At 30.8% G+C, this 21,170-nt stretch carries 22 protein-coding genes; 19 read left to right on the plus strand and 3 right to left on the minus strand.

Annotation, left to right across the window (positions count from 1 at the left end; translation table 11 throughout):
• The first annotated feature begins 10 nt into the window (after positions 1-10).
• From fmt to H9661_RS03435, 9 genes are all read left to right on the plus strand, one after another.
• Positions 11-937, plus strand: coding sequence for a methionyl-tRNA formyltransferase (fmt, locus tag H9661_RS03395; protein WP_143314853.1), 927 nt, complete (start codon positions 11-13; stop codon positions 935-937).
• An 11-nt stretch (positions 938-948) separates the two neighbouring features.
• Positions 949-1,644: a zinc metallopeptidase gene (locus tag H9661_RS03400; RefSeq protein WP_191767724.1), complete on the plus strand. Its 696-nt coding sequence runs from the start codon at positions 949-951 to the stop codon at positions 1,642-1,644.
• A gap of 13 nt (positions 1,645-1,657) precedes the next feature.
• Positions 1,658-2,977 (plus strand): 16S rRNA (cytosine(967)-C(5))-methyltransferase RsmB, encoded by a 1,320-nt coding sequence (gene rsmB / locus H9661_RS03405; RefSeq protein WP_191767725.1) that lies wholly within the window; start codon positions 1,658-1,660, stop codon positions 2,975-2,977.
• 8 nt (positions 2,978-2,985) lie between these two features.
• A complete protein-coding gene (gene rlmN, locus H9661_RS03410) occupies positions 2,986-4,023 on the plus strand; it encodes a dual-specificity RNA methyltransferase RlmN (RefSeq protein ID WP_191767726.1) in 1,038 nt (345 codons plus the stop codon).
• Positions 4,024-4,044: 21 nt separating this feature from the next.
• Positions 4,045-4,764 carry a Stp1/IreP family PP2C-type Ser/Thr phosphatase gene (locus H9661_RS03415; RefSeq protein ID WP_191767727.1) on the plus strand — a complete coding sequence of 240 codons (720 nt, stop codon included), beginning with the start codon at positions 4,045-4,047 and terminating at the stop codon, positions 4,762-4,764.
• 1 nt (position 4,765) lies between these two features.
• Positions 4,766-6,748, plus strand: a complete 1,983-nt coding sequence (gene pknB, locus H9661_RS03420; protein ID WP_143314858.1) for a Stk1 family PASTA domain-containing Ser/Thr kinase — start codon at positions 4,766-4,768, stop codon at positions 6,746-6,748.
• A gap of 134 nt (positions 6,749-6,882) precedes the next feature.
• Positions 6,883-7,752, plus strand: coding sequence for a ribosome small subunit-dependent GTPase A (gene rsgA / locus H9661_RS03425; RefSeq protein WP_143314859.1), 870 nt, complete (start codon positions 6,883-6,885; stop codon positions 7,750-7,752).
• The gene (gene rpe / locus H9661_RS03430; RefSeq protein WP_143314860.1) at positions 7,746-8,396 is read left to right on the plus strand and encodes a ribulose-phosphate 3-epimerase; all 651 of its coding nucleotides are present in this window, start codon (positions 7,746-7,748) and stop codon (positions 8,394-8,396) included. The genes rsgA and rpe overlap by 7 nt, the downstream gene beginning before the upstream one ends.
• Entirely contained in the window at positions 8,396-9,031 is a 636-nt protein-coding gene (locus H9661_RS03435; RefSeq protein ID WP_191767728.1) for a thiamine diphosphokinase, read from the plus strand. Before rpe ends, H9661_RS03435 begins: the two co-directional genes overlap by 1 nt.
• 246 nt (positions 9,032-9,277) lie before the next feature.
• On the opposite strand, the gene rpmB is transcribed toward H9661_RS03435, so the two are convergent.
• Positions 9,278-9,469, minus strand: coding sequence for a 50S ribosomal protein L28 (gene rpmB / locus H9661_RS03440; protein ID WP_143314862.1), 192 nt, complete (start codon positions 9,467-9,469; stop codon positions 9,278-9,280).
• A 195-nt stretch (positions 9,470-9,664) separates the two neighbouring features.
• On the opposite strand from rpmB, the gene H9661_RS03445 reads away from it, so the two are divergent.
• The 6 genes from H9661_RS03445 to H9661_RS03470 all read left to right on the plus strand — a co-directional run bounded on the left by H9661_RS03445 (position 9,665) and on the right by H9661_RS03470 (position 15,459).
• Positions 9,665-10,015, plus strand: coding sequence for an Asp23/Gls24 family envelope stress response protein (locus H9661_RS03445; RefSeq protein WP_143314863.1), 351 nt, complete (start codon positions 9,665-9,667; stop codon positions 10,013-10,015).
• Between the two features lie 9 nt (positions 10,016-10,024).
• Positions 10,025-11,665, plus strand: a complete 1,641-nt coding sequence (locus tag H9661_RS03450) for a DAK2 domain-containing protein (RefSeq protein ID WP_143314864.1) — start codon at positions 10,025-10,027, stop codon at positions 11,663-11,665.
• A gap of 62 nt (positions 11,666-11,727) precedes the next feature.
• Positions 11,728-13,761 (plus strand): ATP-dependent DNA helicase RecG, encoded by a 2,034-nt coding sequence (gene recG, locus H9661_RS03455; RefSeq protein ID WP_191767729.1) that lies wholly within the window; start codon positions 11,728-11,730, stop codon positions 13,759-13,761.
• 90 nt (positions 13,762-13,851) lie between these two features.
• On the plus strand, positions 13,852-14,400 hold the full coding sequence (rsmD, locus tag H9661_RS03460) for a 16S rRNA (guanine(966)-N(2))-methyltransferase RsmD (protein ID WP_341480405.1): 549 nt from the start codon (positions 13,852-13,854) through the stop codon (positions 14,398-14,400).
• An 11-nt stretch (positions 14,401-14,411) separates the two neighbouring features.
• Positions 14,412-14,894, plus strand: coding sequence for a pantetheine-phosphate adenylyltransferase (gene coaD, locus H9661_RS03465; RefSeq protein WP_143314867.1), 483 nt, complete (start codon positions 14,412-14,414; stop codon positions 14,892-14,894).
• A 19-nt stretch (positions 14,895-14,913) separates the two neighbouring features.
• Positions 14,914-15,459, plus strand: coding sequence for an ATPase (locus tag H9661_RS03470; RefSeq protein WP_143315101.1), 546 nt, complete (start codon positions 14,914-14,916; stop codon positions 15,457-15,459).
• Here the strand turns inward: H9661_RS03470 and ylbJ are convergent.
• On the minus strand, positions 15,439-16,617 hold the full coding sequence (gene ylbJ / locus H9661_RS03475; RefSeq protein WP_143314868.1) for a sporulation integral membrane protein YlbJ: 1,179 nt from the start codon (positions 16,615-16,617) through the stop codon (positions 15,439-15,441). The genes H9661_RS03470 and ylbJ overlap by 21 nt on opposite strands.
• 53 nt (positions 16,618-16,670) lie before the next feature.
• Positions 16,671-17,876 carry a nucleotidyltransferase gene (locus tag H9661_RS03480; RefSeq protein WP_143314869.1) on the minus strand — a complete coding sequence of 402 codons (1,206 nt, stop codon included), beginning with the start codon at positions 17,874-17,876 and terminating at the stop codon, positions 16,671-16,673.
• A 218-nt stretch (positions 17,877-18,094) separates the two neighbouring features.
• Between H9661_RS03480 and pta the strand changes: the two genes are divergently transcribed.
• From pta to rpmF, 4 genes are all read left to right on the plus strand, one after another.
• Positions 18,095-19,096, plus strand: coding sequence for a phosphate acetyltransferase (gene pta / locus H9661_RS03485; RefSeq protein ID WP_143314870.1), 1,002 nt, complete (start codon positions 18,095-18,097; stop codon positions 19,094-19,096).
• A 47-nt stretch (positions 19,097-19,143) separates the two neighbouring features.
• On the plus strand, positions 19,144-20,340 hold the full coding sequence (locus H9661_RS03490; RefSeq protein WP_143314871.1) for an acetate/propionate family kinase: 1,197 nt from the start codon (positions 19,144-19,146) through the stop codon (positions 20,338-20,340).
• A 98-nt stretch (positions 20,341-20,438) separates the two neighbouring features.
• A complete protein-coding gene (locus H9661_RS03495) occupies positions 20,439-20,948 on the plus strand; it encodes a YceD family protein (RefSeq protein WP_143314872.1) in 510 nt (169 codons plus the stop codon).
• A gap of 2 nt (positions 20,949-20,950) precedes the next feature.
• Positions 20,951-21,133, plus strand: coding sequence for a 50S ribosomal protein L32 (rpmF, locus tag H9661_RS03500; protein ID WP_143314873.1), 183 nt, complete (start codon positions 20,951-20,953; stop codon positions 21,131-21,133).
• Positions 21,134-21,170 lie beyond the last annotated feature (37 nt).

Genomic DNA, 21,170 nt, shown 5'->3' on the forward strand with positions numbered 1-21,170 from the left:
AAACAGATATATGAAGATAGTTTTTATGGGAACTCCAGATTTTGCAGTTCCATCATTAGAAATGTTGATAGACAACTACGATGTTAAGGCTGTTTTTACTCAACCAGATAAGCCAAAGGGAAGAGGAAAGAAGCTTGCTTTTTCTGATATAAAAGAAGTGGCTGTTAAAAAGGGCATACCTGTATATCAACCAATAAAATTAAAAGATGATAAGGAAATGATAGAAGAACTTAAAAAAATTGCTCCAGATTTTATTATAGTAGTTGCTTTTGGACAATTGTTAACAAAGGAAGTGCTTGACATTCCAAAGTATGGATGCATTAATCTACATGGATCTCTATTACCTATGTATAGAGGTGCTGCACCAATAAATTGGGCAATTATAAAAGGAGAAAAAATATCAGGAAATACCACTATGTTGATGGATAAAGGTCTAGATACAGGAGATATGCTTTTGAAGGACAAAGTTGAAATAACAGAAGAAATGACAGCAGGTGAACTTTATGATATTTTAAAAGAAAGAGGTTCAGCACTATTAAAAGAAACTATTGATAAAATAATAAACGGACAAATAAAACCTGAAAAACAATCTGATGAAACTTTTTATGCAAAAATGTTGGATAAAAAGATAGCAGTAATAAACTGGCATGAAACAGCAGAAAATATTCATAATCTTATCAGAGGATTAAACCCTTGGCCAATAGCTTATACATCCTATGATGGTAAGCAAATGAAAATTTATGAATCAAAAGTCCTTGAAGAGAAGCATAATAAAGAAGAAGGAACAATTCTTGATGTAAGCAAAGAAGGGATTAGAGTTGCATGTAAGGAAGGAATATTACTGGTTAAAAAAGTCCAATTTCCAAATGGAAAACCTCTTACAATTGAGCAATATATTAATGGGCATAAGATAGAGGTAAATACAATTTTAGGATAGGAGGGATATTTATGCATGGTTTTTTTCCATATTATTTTGATCCAACATATCTTATATTGGTTCCAGCATTAATAATAAGTTTTTGGGCCCAAACTAAAGTTAGTTCTGCTTATGATAAATACAGCAGAGTTAGAACTATGAATGGGTATACTGGAGAGCAGATAGCTAGGATGATATTAAATGATGCAGGTCTTTACGATATACCTATTGAAGTGGTAAATTCTAGGCTTGGAGATCATTATGATCCTAAAAATAGAGTCTTAAGATTATCACCAGATGTATATAGTGGAACGACTATAGCAGCGGCTGGAATAGCAGCTCATGAAGTAGGTCATGCAATTCAACACAAAGAAAGTTATGGACCGCTTGCTTTTAGAAACTCTATATATCCAGTAGTAAATATAAGTTCAACATTTTCATGGGTATTATTTATTGCAGGGCTAATACTTGCTATAAAACCGTTGGTTTATTTTGGAATAATATTATTTTCAGCAGTAGTTTTATTTCAACTTGTAACTTTACCAGTTGAGTTTAATGCATCAAATAGAGCGTTAAAAATATTAAATACCAGAAGAATTTTATATGGAGATGAAGTGAAAGGTGCTGAAAAAGTATTAGATGCAGCGGCTATGACATATGTGGCAGCAACTTTGATGGCTGTTTCCCAACTTATTAGGTTAATAGCTTTAAGCAGAAGAAATGATTAGATGAGGTATAATTATGAGTAGTAGAAAAATTGCAGTAAAAGTTTTAAGTAGAGTTGTAGGAGAAGGAGCATATTCGAATATAATTCTATCAAAAGAGTTAAATAGTTCTGATTTATCGGATCAAGATAAATCACTGGCGACTGAGATAGTATATGGTACTTTAAGGAGACTTAAGTCTATAGATATGATAATTGGTTCATTTGTAAGAGATATGTCTGTTATGGACAAAAAAATATTGAATATATTAAGGGTTGCAATTTATCAAATGCATTACCTTGATAAAGTACCTTCATATGCAGCTTGCAATGAAGCTGTGGAGCTTGCAAAAGAAGTTTCTGAAAAAGATTCTAAATTAGTTAATGGAATCTTAAGAAATTATGTTAAAAAAGATGGTAAACTAGAAATAGAGTTCAGAAATAAGATAGATGAAATTGCATATGAGTTATCTTTTGAACCATGGATGATAAAAATGTTTATTAATCAATATGGTGAAAAAGAAGCTATAAGGATTATGCATGGGTTAAATAATACTCCTATGGTTACTGTAAGAGTTAATAATTTGAAAGCTGAGTATGAAGATGTTTTAGAAAGTTTTGAGGAAAATGGATACAATGTTTTTGAAGGAGTAGTTTGTCCAGAAGCTATATTTATTAAAGGCGGAAGAGCTATAGAAAAGAATAATGCTTTTCTAGAAGGTAAGATAACAGTACAAGATGAAAGTGCTATGTTAGTTGCTCCACTGCTTGATATCATGCAGGGACAAAAGGTGCTAGATCTTTGTTCAGCTCCAGGTGGAAAAACAACACATATTGCAGAACTTCTTGAGAATACAGGAGAAGTTTTAGCTTTTGATATTCATCCTCAAAAACTTGATTTAATTAAAGAAAATTATGAGAGATTAGGTCTTACAAACATAAAGCTAGGTGAAATGGATGCTTCTAAGCTAGATGTGAATTTAGTTAATGCAGCTGATAGAGTCCTTATTGATGTGCCATGTTCAGGTCTTGGAATTATAAGAAAAAAACCTGAGATAAAATGGAGTAAAAAGAGAAGTGAGCTTAAGGAAATAGTAAATATTCAAAGATCTATTATGAGTAATGCATGGGAATATTTAAAGAAAGATGGAATTATGATATATTCTACTTGTACTTTAAATAAAGAAGAAAATGAAGATAATGTAAAATGGTTTTTGAATAAATATAAGGACGCAAAAATAGAAAAAGTGTTTGTAGGTAAGGGAAATAATTTGAATTATGACGCCCTAGGAACACTTACAGTGTTGCCAAATGAATATATGGATGGATTCTTTATAGCTAAGTTTAGAAAGAATTAGGAGAATATATGGATAACATTTTAAATTTTACATTAGAAGAATTACAAAATTGGATGAAAGATAATAATGAGAGTGCCTTTAGAGCTAAGCAGGTGGTTTCTTGGATATATAAAGAAATATGGGATTTCAATTTAATGAAAAACATCCCTGGTGAATTAAAGGAAAAGCTTAGTAAAAGTTTCTATATAGGAATTCCTAAGGTAATAGAAAAGTTTGAATCAAAGATAGATGGTACGAAGAAGTTATTGCTTGGATTTAAGGATGGAAACTTAATAGAAACTGTAATTATGAAATATAAGCATGGAAATTCTATATGCATTTCTACGCAAGTAGGATGTAGGATGGGATGTAAGTTTTGTGCATCGACTATTGAAGGAAGGGTTAGAAATCTTACAGCAGGGGAAATACTTTCACAGATTTTAGTAGCACAAAAACTAATTGGTGAAAGGATTTCCAATGTTGTATTAATGGGAAGTGGAGAACCTTTAGATAATTATGATGATGTTTTGAAGTTCTTAGAACTTGTAAATGCTGAATATGGTCTGAATATAGGGCAAAGACATATTACGCTATCTACATGTGGAATAGTTCCTAAAATATATGATCTGGCGGATAAAGGCTTGAGTATTACTTTAGCTATTTCATTACATGCATTTAGCGATGAAAAAAGAAAAGAGATAATGCCTATTGCAAATAAATATTCTATAAAAGAAATTTTAGATGCATGCAAATATTACATAGAAAAAACTAAAAGAAGAATAACATTTGAATATTCTTTAGTTAAAGATGTAAATGACAGCATAGAAGATGCTAAATCCTTAGGGAAATTATTAAGTGGATTATTATGTCATGTTAATTTAATACCAGTAAATGAGATCAAGGAAAATTCATTTAAAAGATCTTCGGAAAAAACTATAAATAACTTTGAAAATACATTAAAAAATTTAGGGGTTGAAGTTACAGTAAGAAGGGAAATGGGGAGCGATATTAATGCAGCTTGTGGACAACTAAGGAGAAGTTACATTGAATTGAGTTCTAATAATTAATACCCAAAGAGGGGGGAGTTTATGATAAGTTTTCTAAGTGATATAGGGATGGTCAGAAGTCTTAATGAAGATTTTGTTCACTACCATGAAGAAAATGAATATAAGATTTATGTAGTTGCAGATGGAATGGGGGGCCATAATGCGGGGGAAGTTGCTAGTAAGATGGCAGCAGAAGGCGTAGTTGATTATATAATAGCTAATTATAACAGATGTAAAGCAGAGGTTCTTTTAAAGGAAGCTATTGAAAAAGTAAATCAGGAAATATATGTTCATTCTACAGAAAGAGATAATCTAAATGGCATGGGAACAACTATTACTGCATGTCTTGTTAAAGATGATAAAGTAGTAGTTGCTAATGTAGGAGACAGTTCTTGTTTTGGAATCAAGGGAGCTAACATTGAAAAGATAACTAAAGATCATTCTTTAGTTCAAGAATTAGTTGACCTTGGAACTATTACTGAAGTTGAGGCGGCAAATCATCCCCAAAAGAATATTATTACTAGGGCTGTTGGAACTAGCAGTCTTGTAGAGGTAGATATTTTTGTCATAGATAAGTATACATATGACATATATTTATTATGTTCAGATGGTTTAACAAATGAGGTGACAAAAGAAGAAATAATATCTATTGTTAATGAGGAAAAAGAGCTCATTAATATCTGTAACAAACTTGTTAATCTTGCTAAGTACAAGGGCGGCAGAGATAATATTACAGTTTTGTTGTTTGAAGGAGAGAGGTAGTATGATAGGAGAAATATTAGGAAACAGGTATGAGATATTAGAGCAAATTGGTGAAGGCGGAATGTCAATAGTATATAAAGCTAGATGCAATAAGCTTAATAGAAATGTAGCTGTAAAAATACTTAAAAAAGAATTATCTGGTAATGAAGATATTGTTAATAAATTTAAAAGAGAAGCTACTGCAATAGCTACTTTATCTGATAATAATATCGTTAATGTTCTTGATGTAGGAACTCAAGAGGAACTTAACTATATAGTAATGGAGTATGTTCAAGGTAAGACTTTAAAGGAAGTCATAAAGGAATTTGGTAAGCTAAATTATGAAACTACCATAAAGATAGGAACGCAAATTGCAAAAGCTTTAGAATGTGCTCACAAGAACAACATTATTCATAGAGATGTTAAACCACAGAATGTACTAGTAACAGAAGATGGAGTGATAAAAGTTACTGACTTTGGTATAGCTAAATCTGCTGATTCAGCAACATTAACTAATACAACTACAATTATGGGTTCTGCGCAATATTTTTCCCCAGAGCAAGCAAAGGGAAGTTTTGTAGATACAAGAACTGACATATATTCATTAGGAATAGTTTTATACGAAATGGTTACAGGAAAATTACCATTTGAAGCAGATTCTCCTGTAACAATAGCTTTAAAACATATTCAAGAGGAAGTAGTTCCTCCAAAACAAATAAATTCAAGAATTCCTGATAGCTTAAATAAGTTAATACTTAAAGCAATGGAAAAAGATCCAAATAAAAGATATCAAACAGCAAAAGAGCTTATTAACGATCTTCAAAAAATTAAGGAAGATCCAAACGCCGTTATAGATAAGGTTGAAGATGATAATGATGGTCGTACAATTGTTATGCCAGCAGTAAATCCAGCGGTAAATGATCTTCCAGAAAACAAAGAAGTTGATGAAGATGATTATGACGAAGATGAGGATTACTACGATGAGGATGAAGATGACTATTATGACGACGAGGATGAATCACCAAAGAAGGATAAGAGTAAAAAGAATAAGAACAAGAAGAAGCTTATAATTGGTATTGTAGCTGCAGCGGCATTATTGCTTTTAGTTGGATTATCTTCATTTTTATTATTTGGAGGAGGAAGTTCTGCTTCAGCAGAAGAAGTAAAAGTTCCAGATATTAAAGGTATGACTTTAGATGATGCGAAGGAAGCTTTAACTAAGGCTGGACTAGTTTTAGAGGAAGCAGGAACAGAAAAGAGTAGTGAAAAAGAGAATACTGTACTAGAAGTGAATCCTGACGTTGGAAGTTCTGTTAAGAAGGGGGATAAGATCAGGGTTATAGTAAGTGCTGGTGAAACAAAGATTAAAGTTCCTGATTTAACTGAGAATTCTCTCGATGAAGCTATTGTAATATTAAAGAAAAGCAAGTTAACTTATGAAGTAACTAAAGAATCTAGTGATTCTGTTCCAAGTGGAGAAGTTATAACTACTAATCCAGCGCCAGGTACAGAAGTTGCAGAAAACGCTAAGATAACTATTGTTGTAAGTACTGGACCTGATATAAAGTATGCTAAGGTACCAAGTTTAAAGGGACTTTCAAGAGATGCAGCAGTAGCAGCTTTAGCAAAAGCAGGTTTAGAAGCAGATGTAAATACTGTCGATACAACTGATAAAAATAGTGATGGTAAGGTAATCAGTATTTCTAATCAAGCGGGAGAATCCCTAAAGCAAGGTTCAACAGTGACTATTAATATAGGTCAATATAAAGAACCAGAGAAAAAGAAAATAGATACTAGTAAAATTTTAAGTGCAGGTATGTCTAGGGAAGCAGCTCTAGCAGCTGTAAAGGCAGCTGGATTAACTCCAAATGCTAATGATGGAACTGGCGCATTAGAAAGTTGGGATAAAGGATTATACGAAGAAGGTTCTTCAATTACTTTAAAATTTAAGCAGGAAACAAAACCTACAGACCCAAATCAAACTAATCCACCTAAACAACAATAATTTAGTTAAGTATGAAGAGTAAAGCTGTGTTGCTTTACTCTTTTTAATAATCAATTTAGAATTATTATTTAATTTGCAATTATACTTGAAATTTGGTTATTATATATAGAAGGAAATATTTTTTTGGAGGTACTATGGAAGGTAAAATAATTAAAGGTATAGGTGGCTTCTACTATATAAAAACAGCTGAAGGAATAATAGAATGCAAAGCGAGAGGAAAGTTTCGTCATAAGGATATGAAGCCTATGGTAGGAGATAATGTTACAATAAAAGTAGAAAATGGAAAAGGTGTCATTGAAGAAATTCATGAAAGATGCTCAGAACTTATAAGACCAACTGTAGCTAATGTAACATTAGCCTTTGTTGTTTTTGCAATAAAAAATCCGGATTTAAATTATGATTTATTAAATAGATTTTTGGTGTTATGTGAAAGTAATAATATTGAAACTATAGTTTGTTTAAATAAAGTTGATTTGGTTTCAGAAGAAGAAAGAGAAGAAGTAAAGAGTAAGATAAATGATATAGGGTACGAAGTGTTATTCATTAATGCCAAAAAAGGTATAGGAGTAGATACTCTCAGAGAAAGAATGAGAGATAATGTTACTGTTCTTTGTGGACCTTCTGGTGCAGGAAAATCTACTTTAATAAATACATTAACTGAAAGAGATCACATGGAGACAGGAGTTGTTAGTGAGAAGATAGGGAGAGGAAAACATACTACAAGGCATAGTGAACTTATAGAAGTAGATAATGGTTTTATTGTAGACACACCAGGATTTTCTACTTTAGATGTTTCATTTATGGAAAAAGACCAATTAAAGTATTGTTTTCCAGAGTTTGAAGACTTAAATGATTCATGTAAGTTTAGAGGATGCCTTCATTATAAAGAACCAAACTGTTCTATAAAAAAAGCCGTTGAAGAAGGTAAAATTAATAAACATAGATATGAATTTTATATAAAAACATTAGAAGAAATTATTGAAGGGGGAAAATATAAATGGTAATGATAGCGCCATCTATACTATCAGCTGATTTTTCAAAGCTTGGTGAGGATGTAGAAAGAATAGCAAAAGGAGGAGCTGATTGGATTCATATAGATGTTATGGATGGGCAATTTGTTCCAAATATAACTTTGGGGGCACCTATAGTGAGAGCTCTAAGAAATAGAACAGATAAAGTATTTGATGTTCATTTAATGGTAGAAGAACCAAGTAGGTTTATTGAAGATTTTGTAGCTGCAGGAGCAGATATAATAACAATACATTATGAAGCAGAAGTACATATAGACAGAGTAATTCAATTAATTAAATCAAAAGGAGTTAAAGTAGGAATTGCTTTAAATCCAGGAACACCTACATCTTTAATAAAAGATTTAATTAAAGAAATTGATATGGTTCTAATAATGTCAGTTAATCCTGGATTTGGCGGACAGAAGTTTATTTCATATTCACTAGATAAAATAAAAGAGATAAACGAGTTGAAGAATAAATATAATAAAGAGCTATTAATTCAAGTTGATGGTGGAGTAGGCAATGAAAATATTGGTGATGTTGTAAATGCTGGTGCAACAGTTGTAGTTGCAGGGTCTGCTGTATTTAAAGATAATAAAGTTGAGGAAAATATAAAAAAATTAAAGGATAATGCATAATGAGAGCTATAGTAGTAAGTGGAGGCTATAAACCTTCAAAAGAACTTTTATTTAGTTACCTTAAAGAAGAAGATATAATTATTGGAGTAGATAAAGGGTGCAATTGTTTATATGATTATGGAATAAAACCTGATATAATTCTAGGAGATTTTGATTCTGCGAAGAAGGAAGTAATAGAAAGTTTTAAGATTGGTGGAAGTAAAGTTCTAACCTTTAATCCTGAAAAAGATTATACAGATACTGATTTAGGCTATGAGAAAGCAAAAGAAGAAGGAGCTGACGAAATACTATTATTTGGAGCTACAGGCAGTCGTGTTGATCATATGCTTGGTAATGTTGGAATTTTATTAAAAGCACTAAGAGAGAAGATTAAAGTAGAAATTATAGATGATTGTAATAGAATTTTTTTAATAGATAAAGAAACTAGTATAAAAGGAAGTTATGGTGATACTATAAGTTTTCATGCACTTTCGGATACTGTGAAAAACGTTAATATAAGAGATGCTAAATATAAGTTGACTAATTATGATATAACTTTATTGGAGCCAAGAGCTATATGCAATGAATTTTTAAATAGTGATATTAAAATATCATTTGATTCAGGAATTATTATGGTAATTTTCCCTTTAGATTAGAAATTATTAACATAAAATGTATCTTAGTTATATATATTATAATAAAGATATTTTTTATTAATTGATTTATGGGGGTATTATGAAAATATTTGCTATTAAGTTACCTAAATTCTTATCAAAATTTATTAGGTTTTTTATAAGAAAAAAGTAAACTACATAAAATAAATAAAATCTTGAGATATATTTAGTCTCAAGATTTTTTTGTAAATAAAAAAATGCATTATAAATGCATTTTTCTATTTGAACTTATATTGCTCTTTGAACCTTACCAGATCTTAAGCATCTTGTACAAACGTGAACTGTTTTTGGTGTTCCGTTAACTAAAGCTTTTACTCTCTTTATGTTAGGAGCCCAAGTTCTCTTTGATTGACGATGTGAATGGCTGAATTGTACTCCAGATACAACGCCTTTATTACATATCTCGCATCTTCTTGACACTTGAAAACACCTCCTTATTTAATGAAGATAATTCTCTTCAATAGGACAATAAAAATTTTAACACAATAAGTATAAAAAAATCAAGTGAAATATAAAATAATTTGAGGTATTATTTTAATATTAATAGATAAATCTTGAATATTATAAATTTCTAAGCTAAAATAGAAGATATGGAAAGAAAGAGGAGGAGTTGTAATGGTTGGATTTTCAAAAGAAAATGGAGATATACATTACTCTGATGAGGTCTTAGCTAAGATAGTTGGATTATCGACTATGGAATGCTATGGTGTAGTAGGGATGGTATCCAAAAATGCTGGAGAAGGTTTTTGGGAACTTATGAGAGTTGAGAATTTAAGTAAGGGAGTAAAAATATCACTTACTGAGGGAGATAGATTATGTATTGAATTATTTGTAATGGTGGAATACGGAACTAAAATTTCTGTGATAGCTAACAATATAATTCAAAAAGTTCGTTATAGCGTTGAAAACTTTACGGGGCTAAAAGTTTCATCAATAACAGTAAATGTGCAAGCGGTAAGAGTCTAGGAGGTAATGATGGAATATAAATCAATTAATGGCCGTGATTTTTATAACATGGTTGTAAATGCTAGTAATAGATTGTCAGAGGAAAGTGATTTTGTTAATGCGCTAAATGTCTTTCCAGTGCCTGATGGGGATACAGGAACAAATATGTCAATGACATTTAAAGCTGCAGTGAAAGAGATAGAAAACTTGAACTCAACATCTATTGGGGAAGTTTCAAAGGTACTTGCAAAAGGTGCTCTAATGGGAGCAAGAGGTAATTCTGGTGTAATTTTATCTCAAATACTTAGAGGAATTTCAAAGGGATTAGAAGGCCTTAATGAAGCAGATGCAGGTCAAATGATAGCAGCCCTAAAGCAAGGATCAAACGCTGCATATAAGGCAGTAATGAGACCTACAGAAGGTACAATTCTTTCAGTAATTAGAGCAACAGCTGAAGCTGGACTTGAAAGTAATAAAGTAGATGTGGCAGAACTTATGGAAGAAGTGACAAAAGCTGCAAAGGTAATGCTTGATAAGACACCAGATTTGTTGCCAGCTTTAAAGAAGGCTAAGGTTGTTGACTCTGGCGGAATGGGGCTATATATTATATTACAGGGGATGACAGCTGCTCTTAAAGAAGGGATACAAGCGGAAATAAAAGATATAAACATATCTTCTGGAGGAGTTGTTGGAGCACAAGTAACTTCTGATGCAGATATTAAATTTGGATATTGTACTGAATTTATTATATTAGGCGATGCTAATAAGGCAAAAAAATTCCAAGATGAAATAGAACATTTAGGTGATTCTATGATAGTTGTTGGTTATGAAGATGTAATTAAGGTTCATATTCATACAAATGATCCAGGAAATGTGTTATCAAAAGCAGTAAAGCTTGGGGAACTTTCAAAAATAAAAATAGATAATATGAGAGAGGAACATAGAGAACTTTTACTTAGTGAGCAAGAGATAAAAGAAAATACTGAAGTAAAAGAAGAGATAGCAGCTGAGGCTAAAAAATATGCTTTTGTTACTGTTGCTATGGGAAGCGGAATTACAAACATATTTAAAGATCTTGGAGTAGATTATGTCATTGAAGGTGGTCAAACAATGAACCCTTCAACACAAGATATGCTTGAATGTATAAATAAGCTTAATGCTGAACATATATTTATATTGCCAAATAATAAAAATATTATTATGGCAGCATCTCAAGCAGCTGAAATAACTGATAAAGATGTTAGAGTTATTCCAACTACATCAATACAGCAAGGAATAACATGTGTTACTATGTTTAATGGTGATGCTGATGTTGATGATAATGAAGCAGAACTTAAAGAAATTATGAAATCTGTTAAAACTGGATCTATTACATATGCTGTAAGAGATACAGAAATAGATGGACTTGAGATTAAAGAGAATAATATTCTTGGATTAGTTGAAGGCAAGATTAAGGAAGTTGGAGAAGATAAGTTTGAAGTTTCTGAAAAAGTACTTGCAGATATAATAGATGAAGATAGTGAACTTATAACTTTATTCTATGGTAAGGATGTTAGTGAAGATGAAGTAAATAGTTTTGTTTCAAGACTAGAAGAAAAGTATGAGAATTTGGATATTCAATGCTACAAGGGTGATCAGCCTTTATATTACTTCTTAATGGCTGTAGAATAAAATCAGTATAAATATACGAAAAAGCACCTTTGGTGCTTTTTGTGTTTTGGAGGAGAAAAAGTATGGATATATATAGTCCTGTTTCAAGTATTAAGGGGGTAGGACCTAGAGTATTAGAAAAATTGAATAAAGCTGCAATATTTAATATTCTTGATTTGCTTTTGTATTTTCCAAGAGATTATGAGTTTTTAAGTGGAAATCCAGAATTTGAAGAAATAGATTCTGAGACAAGGCAGATATTGACATGCAAAGTTGTAGCAATAAAGAAAGATGTAAGAACTAGAACAGGTAAATTTTTATCAACCATTGAATTTGAATATAAAGGTCATAAAGTTGATTGCAAGTGGTTTAATCAACCATATATTAAAAATAGTTATAGAGTAGGGAATTCTTATAATCTTATGGGAAAGTTCAAAAGAGTAGGAAATATTCTTGAAATTATAAATCCTACATTGGGTAATAGAGATGCGTTAACTAGTGAAATAAAACCAATATATACTTTAAGAGGAGAATTAACAGATAAGTTAATTACAAAATTAGTAATGAGTGTTCTTGATATTGTAGATATTGGTGAGAATCTACCTAAACGCCTTTTAGATAAATATAATTTAATATCACTTGATGAAGCTATTAGAGAAATTCATTTTCCAAAGAATAGAGAGATTTTAGGTATGTCCATTACAAGACTTAAGTTTCAAGAGTTATTTACATATTCAATGAAGTTACTTTTACTAAAAAATAAAATAAAGAAGAGTAATAATGGTATGAGTTTTCCTTGGAATAATAAATTGAATGAATTAAAGGCGGCTCTTCCTTTTAATTTAACAGAAGCACAGGCTAAAGTAGTTCGAGAGATATTAAGAGATCAAAAAAGTCCATATCCAATGAATAGATTAGTTCAAGGAGATGTAGGAAGTGGAAAAACAATAGTTGCATTAATTGCAATTTATAATACCTACACAAATGGATATAAGTCTGCCTTCATGGTACCAACAGAGATACTTGCCAACCAGCATTATGAAGAAACTAAAAAATTGCTATCTCAGTTTAATGTTGAAATAGAACTATTAACCGGAAGTACATCAAATAAGGAGAAAAAAAGAATTAAAGAAAGAATTAAAGAAGATAAACCATTAGTAGTAATAGGTACTCATGCTTTGATACAAGAGGATGTTGAATTTAATAAATTAGGACTTGTTGTTACAGATGAACAACATAGATTTGGGGTGGAGCAGAGGAGTAAATTAATTAATAAAGGAAAGAGGGCTGATGTAATTGTAATGACAGCTACTCCTATTCCTAGAACTTTAGCACTATATCTTTATTCAGATTTAGATGTATCGGTCATAGATGAACTTCCACCAGGCAGAAAAAAAATTGATACTAGATTTTTTCAAGATAATTCAAGAAATAAGGCATATAATTTAGCTAAAGATGAAATAAAAAAAGGAAGACAAGTTTATATAGTTTGTCCTTTGATTGAAGAAGACGAAAAAGAACAATTAAATTCTGTTGAAAGCATATATAAAAAATTAAAAGATGGTGTATTTAGTGATGTTGATGTAGAGATTCTTCATGGGAAGATGAAAGCTTCAGAAAAGGATGAGATTATAGGGCGATTTAAATATAATAAAACAAAAGTTCTGATTTCAACTACAGTAATTGAAGTTGGAGTTAATGTGCCTAATGCTTCAGTTATGATAATTGAAAATGCTGAAAGATTTGGGTTAGCACAATTACATCAATTGAGAGGAAGAGTTGGAAGAGGGCAGTATGAATCATATTGTATTTTAATAGCAAATGCTAAAAGCAATACTACTAAAAAGAGAATGACAATTATGACAGAATCAACTGATGGTTTCTTTATTTCAGAACAGGACCTAAAATTAAGAGGTTCTGGTGAAATGTTTGGTATGAAACAGAGTGGGCAAGAAGGGTTACTGTTAGCAGATATTTATGAAGATATAGATATTCTGAGATGTGCAAGAGGAGAAGCAAAACTGATTTTGGAGAATGAAGATTCTGGAAATAAAAGGATGGTTAAGGAAATATCATTAGGATTAGAGAAAAGTAGTAAGTACATTTGTTTCAACTAAAAAAACGTATTGTTGTATATTTTTTATAAATTGTATATACTTAGGTAATGTGATAAAATGTTTATGATATTACATCAAGGAGGACTAAAAGTGAGAATTATAGCAGGTAAGGCAAAAGGTCGTAAGTTAATTTCACCAGAAACAATGGAAACTAGACCTACTTTAGATAGAGTTAAAGAAGCTATGTTCAGTTCAATACAAGGTTTTTTAAGAGATGCTGTAGTTGTTGATGTTTTTGCAGGAACAGGAAGTTTGGGATTAGAAGCAGCCAGTAGAGGTGCAAATGAAGTATATTTGGTTGATAAAAGTCCGGTTACTTTTCCTTTATTAAAACAGAATGTAGATAATTTAAATTTTAGCGATTTTTGTACTCCGCTTAATATGGATTCATACGAAGCTTTAAAGATGCTCAGTAAAAAGGGGAAAAAGTTTGACATAATATTTATTGATCCACCTTATTGCAAAGAGATGATTCCAGAAGCTATGAAGATAGTTAAGGAAGACGACATGCTTGTTGAAAATGGTATAGTGGTTACTAAAATAGACACTATTGAAGAAATATATGAAGGATATGAAGACTTAAAGCTTACAAAAAGTAAAAAATATGGAAATACTACTGTATGTTTTTATCAATATTAAGGAGGATTATAATGAAAATTGCAGTATATCCAGGTAGTTTTGATCCAGTAACTTTAGGACATTTAGATGTAATAGCAAGAGGATCTAAGGTCTTTGATAAAGTTATTGTGGGAGTTTTAGTTAATGTTGATAAAAAAGGATTATTCAATATAGAAGAAAGAGTTGAATTGATAAAAAGAGTTACGAAAAATTTACCCAATGTAGAAGTCGTAAGTTTTGAAGGATTACTAGTGGATTTAATGAGAGAATATAGTGCACATGTAATATTAAAGGGATTAAGAGCTTTTTCAGATTTTGAATATGAATTTCAAATGGCTCTTATGAATAATAAATTAGATCCTGAGGTTGAGACTTTATTTATGATGACATCAGCTGATTATTCATATCTAAGTTCTTCGGCAGTTAAACAGGTTGCAAAGTTTGGAGGAATACTCAAAGGATTGGTTCCTGATGAGATTATTCCAGATATAACAAGAAAGATAAATGAAAAATAATTATGGATGGGGTGGAGTTATGAGTAAATCTATGGATGTAAATGTTGTTGAATTACTTGAATATCTTCAAGATTTAATTGAAAATTCTCCGAAAGTGCCAATAAGCGGAAAAACTATGGTGGATAGAAAAGAAATTTTAGATGTTATTGATCAAATAATAAATTATCTACCGGACCAATTTAAAAAGGCTCAATGGGTAATGAATGAGAAAGACAGAATCATAGGTGAAGCGAAAAAAGAATATGAAGCTGTAAAAAAAGAAACAATAGAGATGATGAGACAGAATGTTGAAAATCATGATGTTGTTAAGGAAGCTAAAGTAAGAGCCCAAGAAATAGTATCGGCAGCAAAGAGAGAAGCTAAGGCTATGAGGCTGGGAGCAAGAGATTATTGTGATGAGATATTAACTGAATTGGATAGAGAAATAGTAGAAAAGAAGGCAGAGCTAATTAAATCTCTTCAAACAAGTTTTGAAGGAGTTGCTGGGGAGATAGATAAAAATTTAAATGGTACTAGCTCTACCATTAAGGAAAATATTAAGGAATTAAGAGATATGAAAAAATAGTTTTTTTATTCCTTTTAAAGTAAGTGTGATAGCCAATAAAGTAATTAATGGAATAAAGTACATAAATGTAGGGATTGTTGCCTCATCACAAGTGAATATTGAAGAGGCGTTAACACTTCCTAAAAACAAATAGGAAACTATTAAAGTTATAAAAAAACTTATTATTCCTTGCAATAACTTTATTAGAGAATACTTAATTAGGGAAATTTTATCTTTGCTAATAAATGAACTAGCTTGTGCTATTATACATAATCCGGAAAAAGAGCATAAAAAGCTTATTGTGCTTAACTTAATAGGAAGAATAAGATTGGATGTAGCGATTAAGTTACATCCATTTGTTATTTCTATGCTGCCTAGTATAACAGAATACAATGAATTAACTGGAATATGCATTAGTAACTCTATTTTGTTGAAAAACATATCTAAATTAGCGCTATGTTTTATTATTCCTATAATTATTGAGAAAATTACTATAAATCCTCCAATTGATATTGTGGTATTAATTGCTTGATCTAAAGATTCTTTTAAAATCTCACCAAAGTTTTTACCAGCGTGAAATTTTGGTATGGGTATGTTTGTCTTTTTATAAATATTATGTTTTTTAGTAAGAATTCCTATAATAATAGGAGAAATATAATTAGCTATAAGTAGTAAATATGAAAGTTTTATATTACCAAGCATAGCTGTTCCTATTGGACCTATAATAAATAGCGGCCCACAATTTGTTGCGATATTTAGTAATCTAGTATATTCATCTCTGTCTATATATCCCAAGTTGTAAATGTCAGAAGAATATTTTGCGCCAAGAGGATACCCGCATAAAATGCTTGCGGTAATAGGAAAGGAGCAATTCTTAGATAAGCCTAAGGGTTTGCAAAATAGTGGGCCTAAAAATTTAGAGTATAAACCAATTCCATCATAGGAAATTAGCAAATTACATATTAAAGTGAAAGGAAGAACAGTTGGTAATATAGATTTAAACCACAACTTGCAGCCGTCTATTGCTGATTTCATAGATTGTTCTAGATTAATTAAGAAAACAACAATCATTATGCTTATAAAAAAGCATATAATATAGTTTTTTTTAAGATTTATCATTTTAAACAATATTGGTATTAATATAATTATTAAAAGCCATAAGAAAACAATGCTAATCATGAAATCACCCCATTCATAGTATTTATATTTCTTATGACTTAATTATATTATAGTTACTTTAAAAATATTGGACTTTTATAATAATCATCGTATGGTGAGATAGAATCGTTAAGTATAGAAAAAGCCTTTGTACCAAGCAAATCAATTTCTAATTTTGTATCATTAATGTTTTTTGGAACCTTAGTAATTATGCTAATCTGATTTTTTTTCTTGATTTCTTTCAAAATCTTACTTCCAGTAGTGTTAAAAGCTAATGGTCTTATGTAATTCGTATTTTCTTTTATTAAATCTTCATAATTATAATTATCTAACCCTATAAAAAATGAAATTAATATTCTATTAATTCTTGTATATGTATATCTTTTACTTTTTATTTTTAAAATTAGTTCATTTAGATTTTTTGCATTAGAAATTTCTTTTAAAATTTTATTTTCAAGTCCTTCTTTTACGCCGAAAACTTTGTTAATCTTTTCACCTTCAGTGAGGATTTTATACTTTAAAAAAGAGAAAATATCATTTCCTTCTACAAACTTGTAATTTTTTTTAACAAGTTTATCTAGTATAGAGTAACTTGCTTCTGGCAATAAAGTTTTAAGTTTTGATAAATCTTTTGATTCATGTAAACATGCTCGTATTGATGTTGCAGAAGGATAGTTGCTATTTATTTCAGTATCATTATAGTTAGAACCAATTCTCTTTAAAGTTTTAGGAACAATAGTGCTATCAATTTTTTTTAGGGCTTTAATATATTCTATAGCTAATATATTATTAGAGTTTGATAGAATTTCGGAACAAGGTACACTTGGCAAAAAAATATTTAAAGCTAGACTTCTTGCTGTGTGAAAAGGGAGTCCTTTTTTTAATTCTTCTTTTAATTTGAGTTTGAAAGCTTCTGGTTCTCTTAGTAAAGTATGGGCAATAAGTTCTAAGTCTTCAATTCTACCGTGCTCACTTCCGAAATATACATTTCTAATAACACCTGTTTTATTAAGAATTTTAATAGCACCTTCAGCAAAAGCTTCGGCTGAGGAAATTGAATAAACTAATGGTAGCTCAATAACAAGATCGACGCCATTTTTTACAGCCATTTCAGCTCTGCTCCATTTATCGGTTATGGCTGGAATACCTCTTTGCATAAAGTTTCCGCTCATTATGCATATAACTCCATCACAGCCAGTATCATTTTTGGCACTTTTTAGATGATGTAAGTGCCCTAAATGAAAAGGATTATATTCAGTAATTATTCCTGTGATATTCATAAAAAATCCTCCTTTTTTAGGATAAACTTATAGTAATTATAACATATTAAATATTAAAGAAATTGATTGTGAATAAATAAACGTTATCTGATAATTAAGACAATTAAAAATCTAAAGACTTTAGCAAAATAGGGGATTTTCGAGAATTTTATGTTGAAATTATTATTGTCTTAGGAGTATAGTATATATTAATAAGGAGTTTTGAAAGGAGAAAAACTATGGAACTTATGAACAAAATTTTGGAAGTAGCAAAATCAGATAAAAAGAGAATCGTACTTCCAGAAGGAAATGAAGAAAGAACAATAACAGCTGCACAACATATACAAGCACAAGGCTTTGCATATCCAGTGTTAGTAGGTGATGATAAAGAAATATTAGATAAAGCAAATGAGTTAGGGGTAGACTTAACTGGAGTAGAAATAGTGAATCCAGAAAAGTCTGATAGACTTCAAGCGTATATTGAAAGCTTTTATGAATTAAGAAAAAATAAGGGGATGACTATAGAAAAAGCAGAAAAAATAGTTAGAGACCCATTATATTTTGGAACAATGATGGTAAAACTTGATGATGCTGATGGAATGGTATCAGGTGCTATACACACAACTGGAGATCTTTTAAGACCAGGTTTGCAAATAATTAAAACTGCACCAGGTGTATCAGTAGTATCAAGCTTTTTTATAATGATGGTACCAGGATCAAACTATGGAGAAGAAGGAATGCTATTATTCTCTGATTGCGCGGTTAATCCAAATCCAAATGAAGATCAATTAGCTGCAATTGCTATTGCAACAGCAGAAACTGCTAAAAATTTATGTAAAATAGATCCAAAGGTTGCAATGTTATCATTCTCAACAATGGGAAGTGCTGATGGTGATTTAGTAACTAAAGTTAGAAATGCCACAGAAAAAGCTAAAGAATTAAGACCAGACTTATTGATAGATGGTGAATTGCAATTAGATGCTGCTATAGTTAAAAAAGTTGCAGATCAAAAAGCTCCTAATAGTAAAGTGGCTGGAAAAGCAAATGTTTTAGTTTTCCCAGATTTACAAGCTGGAAATATTGGGTATAAGTTAGTTCAAAGATTTGCGAATGCAGAAGCAATTGGACCAATATGTCAAGGGTTTGCTAAACCTATCAACGATTTATCAAGAGGCTGTAGCTATGAAGATATAGTTAAAGTAGTAGCTATTACAGCAGTTCAAGCACAAAGCGTAAAATAATATTAGATATAGATATAGATATAGATGTATATAAGGGGGATTTACTAATGAAAGTTTTAGTTATTAACTGTGGAAGCTCTTCACTTAAGTATCAACTTATTGATATGACAAATGAAGAATTACTGGCTCAAGGGTTAGTTGAAAGAATAGGAATTGCTGGATCGATTTTAACTCAAAAAGTAAGTGGTAAGGGCAAGTATATAATAGAAGAGCCAATGAATGATCATAAGGATGCAATCAAACATGTGGTAAATGCTTTAATTCATGATGAGCATGGTGTTATTAAGAATATGGATGAAATATCAGCAGTTGGACACAGAGTTGTTCATGGAGGAGAAAAATATTCAGAATCTGTACTAGTAAATGATGAGGTTATGAGTTATCTAGAGGAGTGTGTTAAGCTAGCTCCTCTACATAATAGACCAAATATAATAGGGATAGAAGCATGTAAATCTTTAATGCCAAATGTACCTATGGCTGTAGTGTTTGATACTGCTTTCCATGGAACAATGCCAGAAAAAGCATTTTTATATGCTCTTCCATATGAATTATATGAAAAACATTCAATAAGAAAATATGGATTCCATGGTACAAGCCATAAATATGTTTCTAGAAAAGTTGCAGAAGTTATGGGTAGAGATGTTGAAGATCTAAAGATAATTACTTGCCATATAGGGGCTGGAGCTAGTATTGCTGCAGTTAAAGGTGGAAAGTCTATTGATACAACAATGGGATTCACTCCACTTGACGGTGTAATTATGGGAACTAGAACAGGAAGCATAGACCCTGCGATAGTAATATATTTAGTTAAGGAACTTGGCTATTCTATAGATGAAGTTAATGAAATTTTAAATAAGAAATCTGGACTTCTTGGTATTACAGAAATGAGTTCAGATATGAGAGATATAAAAGAAGCTGCATATAAAAAAGGAGATAAGAGAGCTCAACTTGCAATAGATATGTACACATATAGCATAAAAACTAAGATAGGTGCATATTCAGCTGCAATGGGTGGAGTAGATGTTATAGTATTTACTGCAGGCGTTGGAGAAAATTCTTTTGAAACAAGAAGAGACATTTTAGAAGATCTTGAATATTTGGGTATTAAGTTAGATAGTGAAAGAAACAACGTAATGGGTGAAACAGCTCTTATTACAACAGATGATTCAAAGGTAAAAGTTTATGTAATTCCAACTAATGAGGAGTTAATGATAGCTAAAGAAACAGTAGATTTGTTAAAATAAGTCCTTGACTTTTTTCCTGTGGCTTTATATAATGAATTGTGTTTATTCAGTAAATATTTTAGCTAAGGAGTGAAAATGCTCTTTAATGAGCAGTTTTTATGAAGATACAATTTTCAGATTTAATATCTAAAAGAGAAAGAAGAAAGAGTATTTCCTATAAGTTTAGCCTTGAACCTTTTTATTTTGAAGGAGACAAGATTAGACCTATTTCAGAGATAGAAGTAGATGGAGTTGCTATCTCAGATAATGAAATAGTAGTTATAAAAGCTCATATTAATGTTCAGTTAGAACTAATTTGTTCTAGATGCTTAGAGGCCTTTATCTATCCAGTAGATATTGATATAGAAGAAAGGTTTACAACTGATATAAATCTTCGTGAAGAAGAAGAAATAACTTTTGTAGATGATGATGTTTTAGACATCACTGAAATTGTTGAAAGTTCAATTATTTCAACCTTGCCTATAAAAAGACTTTGCAGGAAAGATTGCAAAGGACTTTGTCAAAGTTGCGGTATTAATTTAAATAAGGAAACTTGCAACTGCAGTAGCGATGATTATGATCCTAGGCTAGAAGGCTTAAGAGCATTGCTAAATAATAAGGAGGTGTAAGCATGGGAAATCCAGCAAGAAAGACATATAAAGCTAAAAGAGATTCAAGAAGAGCTCAAACATTCAAAGCGAGCATTCCTGGTATAATTGAGTGTCCTCAATGCCATGAAATGAAACTTGCTCATAGAGTATGTAAAAATTGTGGTTACTATAAGGGTAAAGAAGTAGTAGTTACTGAAGAATAAAGAAAGTCTTATGACTTTCTTTTCTTTTATATATAGA

Origin of the sequence: Clostridium cibarium (assembly GCF_014836335.1) — a bacterium.
Lineage (GTDB): Bacteria > Bacillota > Clostridia > Clostridiales > Clostridiaceae > Clostridium > Clostridium cibarium.